This window comes from uncultured Tateyamaria sp. (assembly GCF_947487805.1).
Taxonomy (GTDB): domain Bacteria; phylum Pseudomonadota; class Alphaproteobacteria; order Rhodobacterales; family Rhodobacteraceae; genus Tateyamaria.
Genome location: NZ_CANKXW010000001.1, coordinates 325,222 through 340,957, shown reverse-complemented (window position 1 = coordinate 340,957; position 15,736 = coordinate 325,222). Strand labels below are relative to the sequence as shown.

General features: G+C 62.4%; 16 protein-coding genes and 2 riboswitches. Of the genes, 3 read left to right on the top strand and 13 right to left on the bottom strand.

The window, feature by feature from the left end:
• Positions 1-110 precede the first annotated feature (110 nt).
• Positions 111-198: riboswitch (glycine riboswitch) on the top strand.
• Between the two features lie 15 nt (positions 199-213).
• A riboswitch (glycine riboswitch) is annotated at positions 214-322 on the top strand.
• Between the two features lie 59 nt (positions 323-381).
• The gene (locus Q0949_RS01715) at positions 382-1,614 is read left to right on the top strand and encodes a D-amino acid dehydrogenase (RefSeq protein WP_299367661.1); all 1,233 of its coding nucleotides are present in this window, start codon (positions 382-384) and stop codon (positions 1,612-1,614) included.
• Between the two features lie 21 nt (positions 1,615-1,635).
• Here the strand turns inward: Q0949_RS01715 and dacB are convergent, their stop codons facing one another.
• The 4 genes from dacB to Q0949_RS01695 are packed head-to-tail and all read right to left on the bottom strand — an operon-like array spanning position 1,636 to position 5,625.
• Positions 1,636-3,126, bottom strand: coding sequence for a D-alanyl-D-alanine carboxypeptidase/D-alanyl-D-alanine-endopeptidase (gene dacB / locus Q0949_RS01710; RefSeq protein ID WP_299367659.1), 1,491 nt, complete (start codon positions 3,124-3,126; stop codon positions 1,636-1,638).
• Positions 3,127-3,172: 46 nt separating this feature from the next.
• Positions 3,173-3,787, bottom strand: coding sequence for a nicotinate-nucleotide adenylyltransferase (locus Q0949_RS01705; protein ID WP_299367656.1), 615 nt, complete (start codon positions 3,785-3,787; stop codon positions 3,173-3,175).
• 58 nt (positions 3,788-3,845) lie between these two features.
• Positions 3,846-4,328 (bottom strand): MOSC domain-containing protein, encoded by a 483-nt coding sequence (locus tag Q0949_RS01700; RefSeq protein WP_299367654.1) that lies wholly within the window; start codon positions 4,326-4,328, stop codon positions 3,846-3,848.
• 1 nt (position 4,329) lies between these two features.
• Entirely contained in the window at positions 4,330-5,625 is a 1,296-nt protein-coding gene (locus Q0949_RS01695) for an alpha/beta hydrolase (RefSeq protein WP_299367651.1), read from the bottom strand.
• 158 nt (positions 5,626-5,783) lie between these two features.
• On the opposite strand from Q0949_RS01695, the gene ettA reads away from it, so the two are divergent.
• Complete coding sequence (gene ettA / locus Q0949_RS01690; protein ID WP_299367648.1) at positions 5,784-7,439, top strand: energy-dependent translational throttle protein EttA; 1,656 nt, start codon at positions 5,784-5,786, stop codon at positions 7,437-7,439.
• 142 nt (positions 7,440-7,581) lie between these two features.
• The gene (locus tag Q0949_RS01685) at positions 7,582-7,965 is read left to right on the top strand and encodes a hypothetical protein (RefSeq protein ID WP_299367645.1); all 384 of its coding nucleotides are present in this window, start codon (positions 7,582-7,584) and stop codon (positions 7,963-7,965) included.
• A gap of 30 nt (positions 7,966-7,995) precedes the next feature.
• Here Q0949_RS01685 and Q0949_RS01680 read toward each other — a convergent pair whose 3' ends face one another.
• The 9 genes from Q0949_RS01680 to Q0949_RS01640 all read right to left on the bottom strand — a co-directional run bounded on the left by Q0949_RS01680 (position 7,996) and on the right by Q0949_RS01640 (position 15,704).
• Positions 7,996-8,259: a hypothetical protein gene (locus Q0949_RS01680; protein WP_299367642.1), complete on the bottom strand. Its 264-nt coding sequence runs from the start codon at positions 8,257-8,259 to the stop codon at positions 7,996-7,998.
• Positions 8,260-8,377: 118 nt separating this feature from the next.
• Positions 8,378-9,367 (bottom strand): ABC transporter substrate-binding protein, encoded by a 990-nt coding sequence (locus Q0949_RS01675; protein ID WP_299367639.1) that lies wholly within the window; start codon positions 9,365-9,367, stop codon positions 8,378-8,380.
• 34 nt (positions 9,368-9,401) lie between these two features.
• Positions 9,402-10,247: an ABC transporter permease gene (locus tag Q0949_RS01670; protein WP_299367636.1), complete on the bottom strand. Its 846-nt coding sequence runs from the start codon at positions 10,245-10,247 to the stop codon at positions 9,402-9,404.
• On the bottom strand, positions 10,247-11,119 hold the full coding sequence (locus Q0949_RS01665; RefSeq protein WP_299367634.1) for an ABC transporter permease: 873 nt from the start codon (positions 11,117-11,119) through the stop codon (positions 10,247-10,249). Before Q0949_RS01665 ends, Q0949_RS01670 begins: the two co-directional genes overlap by 1 nt.
• Before the next feature lie 242 nt (positions 11,120-11,361).
• A complete protein-coding gene (locus tag Q0949_RS01660) occupies positions 11,362-12,171 on the bottom strand; it encodes an ABC transporter ATP-binding protein (protein ID WP_299367631.1) in 810 nt (269 codons plus the stop codon).
• Positions 12,164-12,577 carry a hypothetical protein gene (locus Q0949_RS01655; RefSeq protein ID WP_299367628.1) on the bottom strand — a complete coding sequence of 138 codons (414 nt, stop codon included), beginning with the start codon at positions 12,575-12,577 and terminating at the stop codon, positions 12,164-12,166. Before Q0949_RS01655 ends, Q0949_RS01660 begins: the two co-directional genes overlap by 8 nt.
• Before the next feature lie 31 nt (positions 12,578-12,608).
• Positions 12,609-14,069: a dihydropyrimidinase gene (gene hydA, locus Q0949_RS01650; protein WP_299367625.1), complete on the bottom strand. Its 1,461-nt coding sequence runs from the start codon at positions 14,067-14,069 to the stop codon at positions 12,609-12,611.
• A gap of 67 nt (positions 14,070-14,136) precedes the next feature.
• Positions 14,137-14,457, bottom strand: coding sequence for a hypothetical protein (locus tag Q0949_RS01645; protein WP_299367622.1), 321 nt, complete (start codon positions 14,455-14,457; stop codon positions 14,137-14,139).
• Complete coding sequence (locus Q0949_RS01640) at positions 14,454-15,704, bottom strand: Zn-dependent hydrolase (RefSeq protein ID WP_299367619.1); 1,251 nt, start codon at positions 15,702-15,704, stop codon at positions 14,454-14,456. The genes Q0949_RS01645 and Q0949_RS01640 overlap by 4 nt, the downstream gene beginning before the upstream one ends.
• Between the last annotated feature and the right edge of the window lie 32 nt (positions 15,705-15,736).

The window sequence follows — 15,736 nt, the reverse complement described above, 5'->3', positions numbered from 1 at the left end:
GTTTCCATGGGGTGTGGCAGCACGGGTACGCGCAACGGCATTCACAACAAACGTGAAGATTATTCATTTGCGCGACTCACCCCAAGTTTCCTATATGAAACGCAGTCGCCAAGGCCGACATGGGAGAGCGCGGGACATCCCGCCGCCGAAGGAGCAACGCCCCGGAAACTCTCAGGCACAATGAACCGTGTTGGCCGCGCCTGTAGACAGGCATGACGACAATCTGGAGAGCGGTCAGGGCTGACGTGCCTGATCCACCGAAGGAGAAAGCGCCGACCCCTGTCGGCGTCAAACTCTCAGGTCACGCGACAGATGGGGACATGGACCGGCATGGTGCCGGCCGTGTCCGTTGTCATCTGCGTCACCTTGGGAGGATCCCCAATGACCCATATCGCCGTGATCGGCGCCGGCATCACCGGTATCACCACCGCCTATGCGCTTGCGCGCCGTGGCTATGACGTCAGCGTCTTTGACCGCAACCGCTATGCCGCGATGGAGACATCCTTTGCCAATGGTGGGCAGCTGTCGGCCAGCAATGCCGAGGTCTGGACCCGCTGGGGTACGATCTTCAAGGGGCTCAAGTGGATGCTGAAATCCGATGCGCCATTGTTGGTGAACCCGCGCCCCAGCTGGCACAAGTTGTCGTGGATGGCCGAGTTCATGGGCAATATCCCCCATTACGAGGCGCACACGATCGAGACCACGCGACTGGCCATTGCCGCGCGGCAGCACCTGCTGGATTTCGCGGCGGAGGTCGGCGTCGATTTCGACTGTGAGCAGCGTGGCATTCTGCACGTCTACAAGAAACAGTCGGAGTTCGATCACGCGCGCCGGGTCAACACGCTGCTGGCCAAGGCCGGGCTGGACCGCCGCGAGGTGAGCGCGGACGAGGTGCAGCGGCTGGAACCCGCGCTCAAGACCGACACGCTGGGCGGGTTTTATACCGAGAGCGATTTCACCGGTGACATTCACCGCTATACCCGCGCGCTGAGCGACGGGTGCGCGCGGATGGGTGTCACGTTCCATTACAAGGCGGACGTGTCCGACATTCACCACACCGGCACCGGCATCCGCATCGACTGGCACAGCGGCGACGGAGACCAGCAGCAGCATTTCGACGGCATCGTCGTCTGTGCGGGCGTAGGCAGCCGCGCCATCGCGGCCAAGCTGGGCGACCGGGTCAACATCTATCCGGTCAAGGGCTATTCGATCACCGTCAACCTTGACGATGGTGCCAGCCAGGCCGCGGCCCCGTGGGTCAGTCTTTTGGACGACGAGGCCAAGATCGTGACCTCGCGGCTGGGCCGCAAACGGTTCCGCATCGCGGGCACGGCGGAGTTCAACGGCTATAACCTCGATATCCGCGACGACCGGATCCGCCCCTTGCGCGACTGGTGCGAGACATTCTTTCCGGATGTGTCGACGGAACATTGCGTGCCCTGGGCGGGCCTGCGTCCAATGTTGCCGTCGATGATGCCCAAGGTCGGCCCCGGTGCGAAGCCCGGCGTCTACTACAACACCGGACACGGGCATCTGGGCTGGACGCTTTCGGCAGCCACGGCACAGGCCACGGCGGATTTCGTCGATGTGGCACGGATGAAGAACGCGGCCTGAGCGACAGGCCGGAGGGGGGCGTCAGCTGCCGTAGAGCGCCCCCCAGCGCTCGATGAGCTTTTGCTGCATCGCCTTGGCGCGCCGGTTCCAGCTGCGCGCGCCACGAGGGGCCTCGCGGTTGGCCTTGGAGATCCGGCCCCGTGTCGCCTCGTCCGCGGCAAAGATGGCAAAGGCCATTTCGGTGCCGTCCCGCGCGGTCATGTAACCCGCCAGTCCGGAGACGAAGTTCAGCGTGCCCGTCTTGGCATAGACCGTGATCGGGTGGTTCTTGATCGCGCGGCGACGTTCGTCCAGCATCGGGAACGCCTTGAGGATCGGGCCCAGCGTGTTGTTTTGGCGCGCGCGGACGAGGGCCGTGACCATGTCGTCTGCGGTCATCCGGCTGGCCGACCCAAGGCCCGAATGATCCACCAGCCGCATCGCGGACGTGCCCAGCGTTGCATTGGCCCAGCGGTTCATTTCCGCAGCCGACGCCTTGAGCGACTGCACGCTGCCCTTGCGTTTGGCCGTGGCGGCAAGGCCGACCATCTCGGCCGTCAGGTTGGTGGAAAACCGCAGCATGGCGCGCAGGATGCTGCGCAGCTCGTCGCTTTGGCGGCTGACCAGAACGGTGCCTTGCGGCGCGCGGGTCACCACGGACGGATTGCGCAGGACGATGCCATGGGCCCGCGCCAGCGTCTGGAACACGTCGCCCGCATAGAGTGCGGGTTTGCGCACGGGCAACCAGCGTGCGCCGCCATTTCCCAGCGCGCCCTTGGCGACGGTCCAGTCATCGGTGCGACCCCCGTCGCGATAGGTATAGACCGGCAGGTCGCGCGACACGATCTGCATCCGGGCCACCGCCACATCGGGGCGGTACCTGTCGGACCGCGCGTCCATTGTGACGCCGTAGCTGCCGCCTGACCGGCGCCATTCGAAATGCACGCGGTTGTAGTTCAGGGCGATGCCGCTGATCGCGGGGCTGTAGCCCACGTGGTCCGGTTGATCGCGGTCGATGGTCTTGATTGTGGGCAGCGCGCCGTCGGCGACCTTGAACGCGCCGCGCACCTCGCGGATGCCACGCGCCTTGAGCGCCTCGGCCATGGACGCCAGCGCGTTGGTGTCGAGCGTCGGATCGCCACCGCCCACGAGGATCAGATCGCCCGTGACCACCCCGCCCGATATGCCACCCGTCGCAATGAGCTGGGTGGTGAACCGGTGCGACGGTCCCAGCACATCCAGCGCATAAAGCGCGGTCACGGCCTTGGCCACGCTGGCGGGGGCGGTGCCGGTCTGGGCATTGCCACCTTCGAGCTTTTGGCCGGTGCGGGCATCGGCCACCGCAAAGGCCACGCGCCCGTTCAGCTGGGCCGCGTTGATGATAGCCTGCGGATCGGCGATGGATTTCTTGAAATGTTCGGCCCCGCGGGCCACGGGGCGCAGGGACACCGGCGGCGGCGCGGCCCAGGCCTGAACCGCTGCACCGCTTGCCGCCAGGGCCAAAAACACCCGTCTCGTCACGTTACGCACCATGGGTGCATCTAACCGCAGCCGTCCGCCGGTCACAAGCAGGTCGCGGTCACTTTTGTGGTGTTCTGTCCCACGCGCCGGACGCGCGGATCGCGGAGGAGGACTGCCTCGACAGCGCGACGTTGACGAAACACCACGCAGGGGCCTGCGTGCGGGCCAGCATCTGGCTGGCCTTGCCCGAAATCCGGTACTGGCGATAGCGGCGAGCGGCAGGGCTCATCCGCGCGGAGATCCGGTCGCCGGGTCGGGCCAGAACACCCACGGGGACATGTTCCATGATCCACGTCCAGTCCTGCCAGAGGTGGAATTGCGCAAGGTTGTCCGCCCCCATCAGCCACACAAAGCGGACGCCCGGATAGGCCGCCATCATCGCGGACAGGGTTTGCGCGGTATAGCGCGTGCCAAGCCGCGCCTCGATATCCGTGACGGTCACGCGCGGGTCGGTCATCACCGCGCGCGCCCGCACCATCCGTTTGGCCAGCGGGGCGGGGCCCTGCGCCTTGAGCGGGTTGCCCGGACTGACCAGCCACCACACACGGGACAGCCCGAACCGCTTCATCGCCTCGCGGGTGATGTGGACATGGCCGTCATGTGCCGGGTCAAAGGACCCGCCCAAAAGGCCGATGACCTGTCCGGGCCGCGCAAAGGGGTCGTCGTGCCGCACCTGTCCGTTCTTTCATCTGGCTGCCGTCGCGGGACGGAACCGCAGCAGACCGGTTTTGTCAATCAATCGGCTGGACCGTGTCACCCAACGCGATGTCGCCACCCGTGACCACTTCGGCGCACCAGCCGCCATGACCGCGCATCGCCGCATAGCCGCCATGGCCCAGCGTCCGCTCCATCAGGCTGCACGGTGCGCAGATCGTCGTCGGGCGGATGACCGCGCCGCCGATCTGCACCGCCCTCCCCTTGAGCCCGGCAAGGTTCAGCCCGCGCACGACGATGTTGCGCCGCACAAGGGCCGGATCAATGTCGTCACGTCCCAGAAAGGCCGCGATGGCAGGCAGGTGTTCGGCCTGGATCAGGGTGACCGCGCGCTTGCCGCCGCGCGACCGGTCGCCGACCACGCCCGTGTCGTCGATCCGCGCGCTGTCCGTCACCTTTATCTCCGCCCCGCGCTGCGGCCGGACGCCGATCCATGTGACCAGCCCCGGCTGCGCCCAGCGGGCCATCATCTCGTGCAAGGGGCTGCGCGCCTCGGCCATGTCAGCGTGCGTCGCGGATCTGTTCGCGCCGTTCCAGAAAATCCAGATCTGGCAGCCGGTCCAGCGGATAGTTGGGGTGCAGCACCCACACCCCGCCCGCATCCTGTTCCAGCGGGCGCAGGGTGCCACCCGGAAACGCGCGGGTCCGCAGCGCCAGCGCCACATCCGAAAGCACCGCCGGATTGTCCCGGAAATAGGCGTGACCGAACCCGCCGCGCACGTCCTCGACCCGGATGAAATGCACGAGCGATTGCTTGCGCAGGATCTCGATCTCTCCGGGCTGAAAGTCCGTGTTCCTGAGCGCGCCGAGCCGGGTGGACCGCGTCAGGTAGGCCGACAGCCGCAACGCGCCGTCGCTGGGGTTGATATAGAGGTTGATCTGCTCGAACGCCTCGGCGAACCGCTCGGCCTGCAGCCGCTGGCGAACGATGTCCACGTCCAGATCCGGAGCCGCCATGATCAGCGTCCCGGTCTTGAGGGCCAGTTTCGGATGGCGGCCACCGCCGCGCGCCTCGATGATCAACTCGCGCAGGGCGGTGGTGGCCACGTCATTGCCGCGCGAATGGGCCACGATGTCGATCTGTGCGACCTGCGGCATCTGCGCGAGCATGCGCAGGAATTCCTTTGTGTGGTGGACCGAAAACGTGCCTGCGTCCCGGTCCCGGAAATAGCCCAGCGGCCCAAACCCGTTGCCAGCGGGCCATGTGAACGAAATCGGGACTGCACCCCGCCCTGCAAAATGCCAGATATTGGCCAGCGCAGAGACGCTGTCGTCAAAGTCATTGTTGAACCCGTGCAGATAGACCAGCACCCGGTCGTTGCCGGTGCGGGCAATCTCGGCCGCGATTTCGGTCTGAAACGCGCGCGCCTGCCCATCATAGATGTCGCGCGCATCCGCACGGTGACCAAGCCGCCCGTCGCGGCGTTCCACCGGCAGCGGGGTCGATGAAAACCGCACCAGTTCCGTGACGTCCGGAACCCAGAGGCTGGTGATATCGGCATCGGAATCGGCGCGCGTCCGGCGCAGCAGCTCGTCCCAGTCGAGGTCCTTGCCGAATTTCACCGTCGCCGCGCCAAAGGCCATGGATTGCGACCGGTCCGACCCATACCTGTCCCCGTTGGGCGCACGGTCGGTCATGAAGAATATCCGCGGCTCGGCCGTGCGCAGGGATGGCGCCACCCGTTCCGCGGGATAGTTGGTGCCCGCCCGGTAGAGATTTGGCGGCGGCGCCAACCCGATGCCTGCCGCACATGCCGCAAGGATCAGGCATGCCGGAATGATAATGATCCGCCACATTTAACTGTCTTTCCTGGTCGTCCTGCCTGCAGGGCTAGCACAAGTGCACGATCCTCGCCAAAGACCTTGTGATCACTTTTGCCGCGCACGCGTTCCGCATTGCCCTTTGCGGCGTTGGTGGCTAGATGATGCTGTCCCAGCCGCAACAGGAGTCTCTCATGGCCGCCTATCAATACGTCTACCATATGTCCGGTGTGTCCAAGACCTATCCGGGCGGCAAGAAATGCTTTGAAAACATACACCTGAACTTTCTCCCCGGGGTGAAGATCGGTGTGGTTGGCGTGAACGGCGCGGGTAAATCCACGCTGATGAAGATCATGGCCGGGATGGACAAGGATTTTTCGGGCGAGGCGTGGGTCGCGGAAGGGGCCAAGGTGGGATACCTGCCGCAGGAGCCGCAGCTGGACCCGGCCCTGTCGGTGCGCGAGAACGTGATGCTGGGCGTGGCCGAGAAAAAGGCCGTGCTGGACCGCTATAATGATCTGGCGATGAACTATTCCGACGAGACCGCGGACGAGATGGCCGCCTTGCAGGACCAGATTGACGCCGAAAACCTGTGGGACCTGGACAGTCAGATCGACGTGTCAATGGAGGCGCTGCGCTGTCCGCCAGATGATGCGGATGTGACGACCCTGTCGGGCGGTGAGGCGCGGCGCGTGGCGCTGTGCAAGCTGCTGCTCGAAGCGCCCGAGATGCTGCTCTTGGACGAACCGACCAACCACCTTGATGCCGAGACGATTGCGTGGCTGCAACAGCACCTGATCGACTACAAGGGCACGATCCTGATCGTCACTCACGACCGCTATTTCCTTGATGACATCACCGGCTGGATCCTCGAATTGGACCGCGGCAAGGGTGTGCCGTGGGAGGGCAACTATTCCAGCTGGCTCGAGCAGAAGGCCAAGCGGCTGGAGCAGGAAGCCCGCGAAGACAAGAGCCGCCAGAAGACGCTGGAGCGCGAATTGCAGTGGATGCGGCAGGGGGCCAAGGCACGGCAGGCCAAGTCCAAGGCCCGGATCAACGCCTATAACGAGTTGGCGGACCAGTCCGAGCGCGAAAAGCTGGCCTATGCCCAGATCGTCATCCCGAACGGTCAGCGGCTGGGATCGAAGGTGATCGATGTCGAGGGCCTGACCAAGGCCATGGGCGACAAGCTGCTGGTTGAGGGGCTCGATTTCTCGCTGCCGCCCGGCGGAATTGTTGGCGTGATCGGCCCCAACGGTGCGGGCAAGTCCACGCTGTTCAAGATGCTGACCGGGCAGGAAACGCCCGATGCCGGCACGGTCGAGATCGGCGATACGGTGCAACTGTCCTATGTCGATCAGTCGCGCGATGACTTGAACGCGGATGACAACGTCTGGCAGGCGATCTCGGGTGGTGCGGAACTGATCCAGCTGGGCGATGCCGAGGTGAACAGCCGGGCCTATTGCTCGTCCTTCAACTTCAAGGGCGGCGATCAGCAGAAGAAGGTTGGCTTGTTGTCGGGCGGTGAACGCAACCGCGTGCACATGGCGCGGCTGCTGAAATCAGGCGGCAACGTGCTGCTGCTCGATGAGCCGACCAACGACCTGGACGTGGAGACGCTGCGCGCGCTGGAAGACGCTTTGGTGGATTTCGCCGGGTGCGCAGTGGTGATCAGCCACGACCGTTTCTTCCTCGACCGGATCTGCACGCATATCCTGGCCTTTGAAGGGGATGCGCATGTGGAGTGGTTCGAGGGGAACTTCGAGGACTACGAAGAGGACAAAAAGCGCCGGTTGGGGCCAGACGCGCTGGAGCCGAAGCGGTTGAAGCACAAGAAGTTTGTGCGGTAGCGGTGGCGTCAGCTCCAGTTTTCTCAGCAACCACTTTCACCTTTGGTTACAATGAAAGCTATTCTAAGGGAAATCGGGTAAACTATGTAAGGTCGTAGCTGACGGCGACCTTCTAACAACCAAAGCCGCTGGAGAGATGATAGTGAAAATTGCTCTGGTCATTGCTGCTGCGTGCGCAATCAGTTCGGCGTGGATCTACGAAAGAAACGTGAATCCAGGCAACGACCCAAGCAATTTCTGGTGGCTTGCCGTAGCGAGCGGTCTGGCGGCATTGCTTTGGGTGCGCACAGTTTATCCATTTATGGGGAAACGTTGGATCAGGGATTTGTTTTTGGTTTGTCTTGCATTCCCGGCGGTCGGTGCATTGGCCGGTCTGTTTGCAGGTTTTGGACTTCCCGTTGGCATAGCAGCAGGCGTCATTGTGTCGGTAACACTGCCATGGATGTTTCCAGTGCAAGTACTGCCGATTTACGCTTTGGGTATCTGTGCAGCGCTCACTTTGCCCCGATTGCGTCCGCTCTCGTGAACGTTGTTGCGGGACAGAAAAATCCTACCGTCAGAGCAGCACCCACCACACCAGAAATGGCGGCACAGCACAGCCAAACGCGATCATAAACAGTTTCGCCGCATGGCTTGTCTTGGCAAACCAGCCGTCGCCCAGCGCGCCTTCGCCATAGCTCATGGCGCCGCCGATCACGACATATCCCTGACGCTCCGTCTCGCGGCGGGACGCGGCAAGCGACTGCATCGCGGCTTGGTACACGGCGTCCTGGCGGGTCTGTTCGTCCAGATCGGGCTGCAAATCTTCCATACGTGTCATGTGGTGCGCTCCTGTGTCAGCGTCAAGAAATGGAGCGGCGCGTGGCAAAGTCCAGCCCAACAGGCACAAAAAAGGCCAGCCCGAAGGCCGGCCTTTTCCAAATCCCGGAAATGCGGGCTTAGTTCAGCGCCTTGTCCGTGATCGCATGTGTCCAGGCCCCTTCAGGTGCCTTGGAAATCACCGGGTCCGATCCGCCGGACAGCAGCGATGCCACCGTGCGTTCGTAATCGGCGGGATCCAGCGATCCGTTCGACCCTGCGGTCAGTTTGGCGATCTCGCCCATCATCCGCTTTTGATGCTTTTCGGTCTGCGCGCCGGATGCGTCATTGTCCAACACGATCTCTGCCGCTTCGTCCGGGTTCTCCTCGGCGTATTTCCAGCCTTTCATCGAGGCGCGCACGAACCGCACCATCTTGTCCTCGAATTCCGGGTCGGCGAGGTTTTCCTCGAGCGCATAAAGCCCGTCTTCGAGCGTGGCGACGCCTTGGTCCTCGTATTTGAACACCTGCAATTCCTCGGGCGTCAGGCCCGCATCGATGATCTGCCAGTATTCGTTATAGGTCATCGTCGAGACACAGGCCGCCTGCCCTTGCAGGATCGGATCCACGTTGAACCCCTGTTTCAGCACGGTCACGCCGCCGTCCGACCCGTCCGTGGCAATGCCCAGCTGGCTCATCCACGACAGGAACGGGAATTCGTTGCCAAAGAACCAGACACCCAGCGTCTTGCCGGGGAAGTCATCCGTGCTGCTCACGCCCGCATCCTTGCGGCAGGTCAGCATCATGCCCGAGGACTTGAACGGTTGTGCGATGTTGACCATGCCCAGACCCTTTTCCCGCGCGGCCAAGGCTGCGGGCATCCATTCGACGGTCACATCCGCGCCGCCCCCGGCCAGCACCTGCGTGGGCGCAATGTCGGGGCCACCGGGCTTGATGGTGACGTTCAGGTCTTCTTCCTCGTAGAACCCCTTGTCCAGCGCCACATAGTAGCCTGCAAATTGCGCCTGCGTGACCCACTTGAGTTGCAGCGTGACATCGTCGGCGGCCTGAGCGGCCATGGCCGACAGCCCGAGTGCTGCGCTGGCGGCGAAGGTGGTAATGATTTTCATGTGTACTCTCCTTGTTGATGGTAAAACCGGGCCTCTAGGATCGGGCCCGTTGGGATGGATGCCAGAATGTCACAACCCGCTCGATCAGGGCAACGCCGCCATAGGCGGCAGACCCCACGAGGGCAGCGACGACAATTTCGGCCCAGACGAGGTCCAGCGCAAGCTGCCCCACCGAGACCGAGATGCGAAAGCCCATGCCACGGATGGGCGAGCCGAAAAATTCGGCAACAATTGCGCCGATCAGCGCGAGTGTCGTGGCGATCTTGAGCCCGTTGAAGATGAAGGGCATCGCCATGGGCAGGCGCAGTTTCAAGAGCGTGGTGGCCGAGGACGCCGCATAGGTGCGCATCAGGTCACGCTGCATGGCACTGGCCGCCTGCAACCCTTCGACCGTGTTCACAAGCACCGGAAAGAACACCATGACCACGACCACGGCGGCCTTGGACTGCCAGTCGAACCCGAACCACATCACGAGGATCGGTGCCATGCCGACAATGGGCAGCGCAGCCACGAAGTTGCCCACAGGCATCAGCCCGCGGCGCAGGAAATCCGACCGGTCGATGGCAATCGCCGTCAATACCGCACTGCCACACCCGATGATGTAGCCGGTCAATGCGCCCTTGATGACCGTCTGCACGAAATCCTCCCACAGGATCGCGGTGGACGCGGCAAAGGTCGTGGCGATCACTGATGGGGCGGGCAACAGAACTGCCGAGACGTCAAAACCGCGCACGACCCCCTCCCAGATAGCGATAATGGTCACACCAAAGAGAACGGGCATCGCAAGCCGCACGGCCCGCGAGGGCGCAAGCCGGGCAAGCCGGACGTTCAACGCCCAGCCCACAATCCACGCACCCACGGCAAAAAGGATCCATCCCATCACGCCATCCCCATCCGCGACAGGGTCACCCGCTGAATGACACCGATGATGGCGACCAGAACGGCCGCCAAAGCCGCCGCCATGATCAGGGCCGACCAGATCTGGATCGTCTGGCCGTAATAGCTGCCCGCGAGCAGGCGCGCACCAAGACCCGCGACCGCCCCCGTCGGCAACTCACCGACAATGGCCCCCACAAGGCTCGCCGCCATACCGACCTTGAGCGAGGCAAAGAGGTAGGGCATCGAAGCCGGCAGCCGCAGCCGCCAAAAGGTCTGGGACGCGCTGGCATTCCATGTGCGCATCTGGTCCAGCTGCATCACCTCGGGACTGCGCAGCCCCTTGACCATGCCGACCACAACCGGAAAGAACGACAGATACATCGAGATCATCGCCTTGGGCAGCAAGCCGGAAATGCCCACGGCATTGAGCACGACGATGATCATCGGTGCCAATGCAAGGATCGGTATCGTCTGACTTGTGATCACCCAAGGCATGACCGACCGATCCATGACCGTGTTGTAAACGATGCCCACCGCCAACAGGATTCCCAGCCCGGTGCCCAAGGCAAAACCCAAAAGCGTAGCACTCAAAGTGATCCAGGAATGATAGATCAACGACCGCTTGGAAAAGGCGCGCCCCTTGGCCACCATCGCCCCGGTCGTCTTCCAGATCTCGGCCCCAACCTGATGCGGCGCGGGCAGCCGCGGCTTCTCCTGCGACCAGGTGTCGGCCACCAGCTCGCTTGTGCTCAACGCAACATCGGCCCGCTTGGCCTTGTCATAGGCCCACGCCGCGTTCAGCCAGATCGCGGCTGCGTACCACAGGGCAAAGATCACCCCGACCACGGTCAAGACAGGCACTATGCTACGCATGACAGCGCCCTCCGCAGGCTTCATTGTTCCACAAATATGCAAAATCCAGCACCAGCAAAACGCCCAGTTTTTTGCATATTTTAAGAACAATGAAAGAATTACGCGCCACGCTGCTCCCACGGTACAGGCAGGCATGCCGATGACCGTGAACGATGAAGGGGGTGGCCGCGCCTTCACCCAAATAGCGGTTCGGTGGCAGGGTCCGGGCGAATGTCCGACCCTGCGCCGGTGATGGCGCCGCCCTAGACATGCGCATGCCCTGCACGCAGCCCTTCGCGCACGCGGTGCGCCACCTCCAGAAAGGCCGGGCTTTCGCGAATGTCGAGTGGGCGTTCCTTGGGCAGCGGGCTTTCGATGACGTCTGTGATCCGGCCCGGGCGGGGTGACATGACAACAATCTTGGTGCTGAGGTACACCGCTTCGGGGATCGAGTGGGTCACAAAGGCGATGGTTTTTTCCGTCCGCGCCCACAGATGCAAGAGCTGTTCGTTCAGGTGATCCCTGACAATTTCGTCTAACGCACCAAAGGGTTCGTCCATGAGCAGGATATCCGCATCAAAAGCCAATGCGCGTGCAATGCTCGCCCGTTGCTGCATGCCGCCCGACAGCTGCCACGGGAACTTGTTCTCGAACCCGGCCAGTTCCACCAATTCCAGCACACGCGAAACCCGCTCGGCCTGATCCGCCTTGGAATATCCCATGATCTCCAGCGGCAGCGAAATGTTGCGCCCAATGGTACGCCATGGGTAAAGCCCTGCGGCCTGAAACACATAACCATAAGCCCGCGCCATGCGCGCGGCCTCGGGTGAGACGCCATTCACTGTAATGGTGCCCCCCGTGGGTTGCTCAAGGTCCGCCATGCAGCGCAGGAATGTCGTCTTGCCACAGCCTGATGGGCCAATGAAGGACACGAAATCGCCCTTCCCGATATCCAGCGACACACCCTTGAGGGCATGCACCGGACCATCATTGGTCTGAAAGGTCAGATCGAGTTTTTCCGCCAAAATCACCGTCTGTTCGGTTCCGGTATTTTCAGCTTGTTTGTCAGTCATTTTGAATTTCTTCCAAAGACGGTCTTTCAATCTGCCACCAAGTCCAGCCACCCACCATACCGGCAAGCGCGCCAAACAGAAGGAAAGTCACCCAATCGTCCCACGCCGTCACGCTCGTGGTGATCGCCAGCGCGCCAGAGGACAAAACTCCAATTGTGGTTCCTGTCGCCAGCGCAGTTAGTTTTGCCCGAACAAAGAGGAAACCAAGCACCATCCGAAGAAACGCGCCCAAAGGCAGAGCAAGAATGGAAATCGGAAAGATTGCGATCTGCCCAACACTCCATACAGCGACGCCCTCAAATACACCAACCGGACCTTGCTCCAAGACCAATAGACCCACACATATTGCAAGTGCTCCGGACTGGACCGAACAGAAGCAGGCCCAAAACCAACGCAGCAAGTTCATCTTTTTTGTTTGTTGTATCTTCAATTCCCTATCAAATCCCCGCCGGAATATTCAAAGGATCGCGCTCGATCATCTTGGGTGCGGTCAGCGCCTTCCACTTGCTCAGCGCCTGAGACGCCGACGAAAACGCGGGGCGCGGTACGAACTTGCCCCGCCCCGGTGAAGGCTGCGAATTCTGCCCCCAGGCCCAGATCACTTCACCGCGGCTCAACGTGTACCGCGACTGTGCCTTCACCTCGAACCCTTCGAACACGTTGTAGTCCAGTACCGAATGGTGGTTTGCGGGCGAAATCGTCTTGGTGATCTTGGGATCCCATACGACGATATCGGCATCGGCCCCCTCCACAATCGCGCCCTTCTTGGGATAGATGTTCAGGATCTTGGCGACATTGGTCGAGGTCGCGGCGACAAACTCGTTCGGCGTCAAGCGGCCCGTCTCAACCCCTTCGGTCCACAGCACGGCAAGGCGTTCCTCAAGCCCGTTCGATCCATTGGGAATGATGCGGAAATCATCGCGGCCTGCGCGCTTCTGCTCGGTGTTAAAGGCCGCGTGATCCGTGGCCACCACTTGCAAAGACCCCGACTGCAACCCGGCCCAGAGCGAGTCCTGATGATCCTTCGACCGGAAGGGCGGCGACATCACACGCCGCGCGGCATAATCCCAGTCGGTGTCGAAATACACGCTCTCATCCAGCGTGAGGAACTGGATCAACGGCTCGCCGTACACCCGCATGCCCTTCTGACGCGCGCGGCGAATGGCTTCATGCGCCTGCTCACAGGACACATGCACGATGTACAAAGGCACACCCGCCGCATCCGCAATCGTAATGGCGCGGTTGGCCGCCTCACCCTCAAATTCGGGCGGGCGACTATAGGCGTGGCCCTCAGGCCCGGTGATGCCCTGATCGAAATACTTCTGCTGCATCTCGGCCACGAGATCACCGTTCTCGGCATGGACCATGGGCAGCGCGCCCAACTCGGCACAGCGCTTGAACGACGCGAACATCTCGTCATCCTCGATCATCAACGCGCCCTTGTAGGCCATGAAATGCTTGAAGGAATTGACGCCCATATCGACGGCATCCTTCATCTCATTGAACACATCCTCGTTCCAGCCGGTGATCGCCATGTGATAACCCACATCCGAACAAATCTGCGGCGCCGACTTGCGATGCCACTCGTTGATTGCGTTCTTGATCGACCCATCCGCGCCGGGCAGACAGAAATCCACAATCATCGTGGTCCCGCCAACGGCCGCCGCCCACGTGCCGGACTCAAATGTCTCGGCTGCAGTGGTGCCCATAAACGGCATCTCGAGATGGGTGTGCGGATCGATGCCGCCGGGAATGACATAAGCCCCCTCGGCATCAATATATTCATCGCCAACCAAATCCTCGCCGATCGCCTTGATGGTCTCGCCCTCGATCAACACATCGGCCTTCCACGTCCGGTCTGCCGTGCAGACCATCCCGCCCTTGATCACCTTGGTCATGTCATCACTCCTCTGTCAGCCAATTCTCTTGGCCAAAAATATCCCGGGGTCTGGGGCAGCGCCCCAGTCACACGCTTGCAAAACACCCCAAGGCCGGCCCGTGCACGCCAATGTCGAGGGGCCCGAAATCACTCTCTGCACAGAGCGAGAAATACCCCGCCCGCGGCAGATAGACGACGCGGTATGCGCCATCGCTGCGGGTGACGGTCCAACAGCGCTGGGTGATCCCGCCGCTGAAGTTCACCGTCGTTTCAAAGGGCTGCACCAGCGCGTCTTCGAAGGCAGCCACCGTTGCCCGCTGCGTCGCCGTTGCACGCGGCGCGTCCAGCGCCTCGGCGGCCACCAGATCCGCAATGCGGTCGGCAAGGCTCAGTTCCGGGTCGATCACGCGACAATCTCCGCCGTTTCGACCACCGCGTGCATCAGCACATCCGCCCCCGCTGCGGCCCAGTCCTTTGATATCTCTTCGGCCTCGTTATGGCTCAGCCCATCGACGCAAGGGCACATCACCATCGCCGTCGGGGCCACCTGGTTGATCCAGCACGCATCGTGCCCGGCACCGGAAATGATGTTCTGGTGACTGTATCCCAGCCGCTCTGCCGCTGACCGCACCGCGGTCACACAGCCCTCATCAAAGGCCACGGGATCAAAGCCACCAACCTTTTCAAAGGCAATTGTCAGCCCCATGTCGTCGGCAATCTTCTGACCCTCGACGCGCAGGCGCGCCTCCATATCCTCGATCACGCTCAGGTCCGGTGAGCGGAAATCGACCGTGAACACGACCTTGCCGGGGATCACGTTGCGCGAGTTGGGGTAGACGTCGATATGGCCCGCAGCGCCCACGGCATGGGGCGCATGGCTCCAGGCAATCTCGTCGACCTTTTCCAGCACCCGCGCCATGCCCAGACCCGCATTCTTGCGCATGGGCATCGGCGTCGATCCGGTGTGGCTATCCTTGCCCTCAATCGTCACTTGGGTCCATGACAGGCCCTGCCCGTGGGTCACTACGCCGATATCCTTGCCTTCGGCCTCCAGGATTGGCCCCTGTTCAATGTGCAACTCGAAAAAGGCATGCATCTTGCGCGCGCCGACCTCTTCGTCGCCCCGCCATCCGATGCGGGTCAACTCATCTCCAAAACTTTTGCCTTCGGCGTCGACCCGATCGTAGGCCCAGTCCTGCGTATGGATGCCCGCAAACACACCCGACGACAGCATCGCGGGCGCGTAGCGTGTGCCCTCCTCGTTGGTGAAGTTCGTCACCACGATGGGGTGTCTGGTCTTTACGTCCAGATCGTTGAGCGTGCGGATGATCTCAAGCCCCCCCAGCACACCGAGCACGCCGTCATATTTGCCGCCCGTGGGTTGAGTGTCGAGGTGGCTGCCCACATAGACGGGCAGCGCATCGGGGTCGGTGCCGGGGCGCTCTGCAAACATGTTGCCCATCTGATCAAGGCCCATTTTGCAGCCCGCCGCCTCGCACCACGACTGGAACAGCGCGCGGCCCTCTGCGTCTTCGTCCGTCAGGGTCTGGCGGTTGTTGCCGCCCGCCACGCCGGGGCCGATCTTGGCCATCTCCATCAGGCTGTCCCACAGCCTGTCGCCATTGATACGCAGATTTTCGCCCGGTGCGGCCATCGGATCCCCCGTCGTCTGTCTGGTCGCTTTTT

What these genes read in the sequence shown, in the direction of transcription:
- dacB (WP_299367659.1), bottom strand. Translation starts at nt 3,126, where the DNA reads ATGGTGCGTAACGTGACGAGACGGGTGTTTTTGGCCCTGGCGGCAAGC.
- Q0949_RS01670 (WP_299367636.1), bottom strand. Translation starts at nt 10,247, where the DNA reads ATGGGATGGATCCTTTTTGCCGTGGGTGCGTGGATTGTGGGCTGGGCG.
- Q0949_RS01655 (WP_299367628.1), bottom strand. Translation starts at nt 12,577, where the DNA reads ATGAACTTGCTGCGTTGGTTTTGGGCCTGCTTCTGTTCGGTCCAGTCC.
- Q0949_RS01660 (WP_299367631.1), bottom strand. Translation starts at nt 12,171, where the DNA reads ATGACTGACAAACAAGCTGAAAATACCGGAACCGAACAGACGGTGATT.
- Q0949_RS01640 (WP_299367619.1), bottom strand. Translation starts at nt 15,704, where the DNA reads ATGGCCGCACCGGGCGAAAATCTGCGTATCAATGGCGACAGGCTGTGG.
- Q0949_RS01715 (WP_299367661.1), top strand. Translation starts at nt 382, where the DNA reads ATGACCCATATCGCCGTGATCGGCGCCGGCATCACCGGTATCACCACC.
- Q0949_RS01695 (WP_299367651.1), bottom strand. Translation starts at nt 5,625, where the DNA reads ATGTGGCGGATCATTATCATTCCGGCATGCCTGATCCTTGCGGCATGT.
- Q0949_RS01675 (WP_299367639.1), bottom strand. Translation starts at nt 9,367, where the DNA reads ATGAAAATCATTACCACCTTCGCCGCCAGCGCAGCACTCGGGCTGTCG.
- ettA (WP_299367648.1), top strand. Translation starts at nt 5,784, where the DNA reads ATGGCCGCCTATCAATACGTCTACCATATGTCCGGTGTGTCCAAGACC.
- hydA (WP_299367625.1), bottom strand. Translation starts at nt 14,069, where the DNA reads ATGACCAAGGTGATCAAGGGCGGGATGGTCTGCACGGCAGACCGGACG.
- Q0949_RS01700 (WP_299367654.1), bottom strand. Translation starts at nt 4,328, where the DNA reads ATGGCCGAGGCGCGCAGCCCCTTGCACGAGATGATGGCCCGCTGGGCG.
- Q0949_RS01680 (WP_299367642.1), bottom strand. Translation starts at nt 8,259, where the DNA reads ATGACACGTATGGAAGATTTGCAGCCCGATCTGGACGAACAGACCCGC.
- Q0949_RS01665 (WP_299367634.1), bottom strand. Translation starts at nt 11,119, where the DNA reads ATGCGTAGCATAGTGCCTGTCTTGACCGTGGTCGGGGTGATCTTTGCC.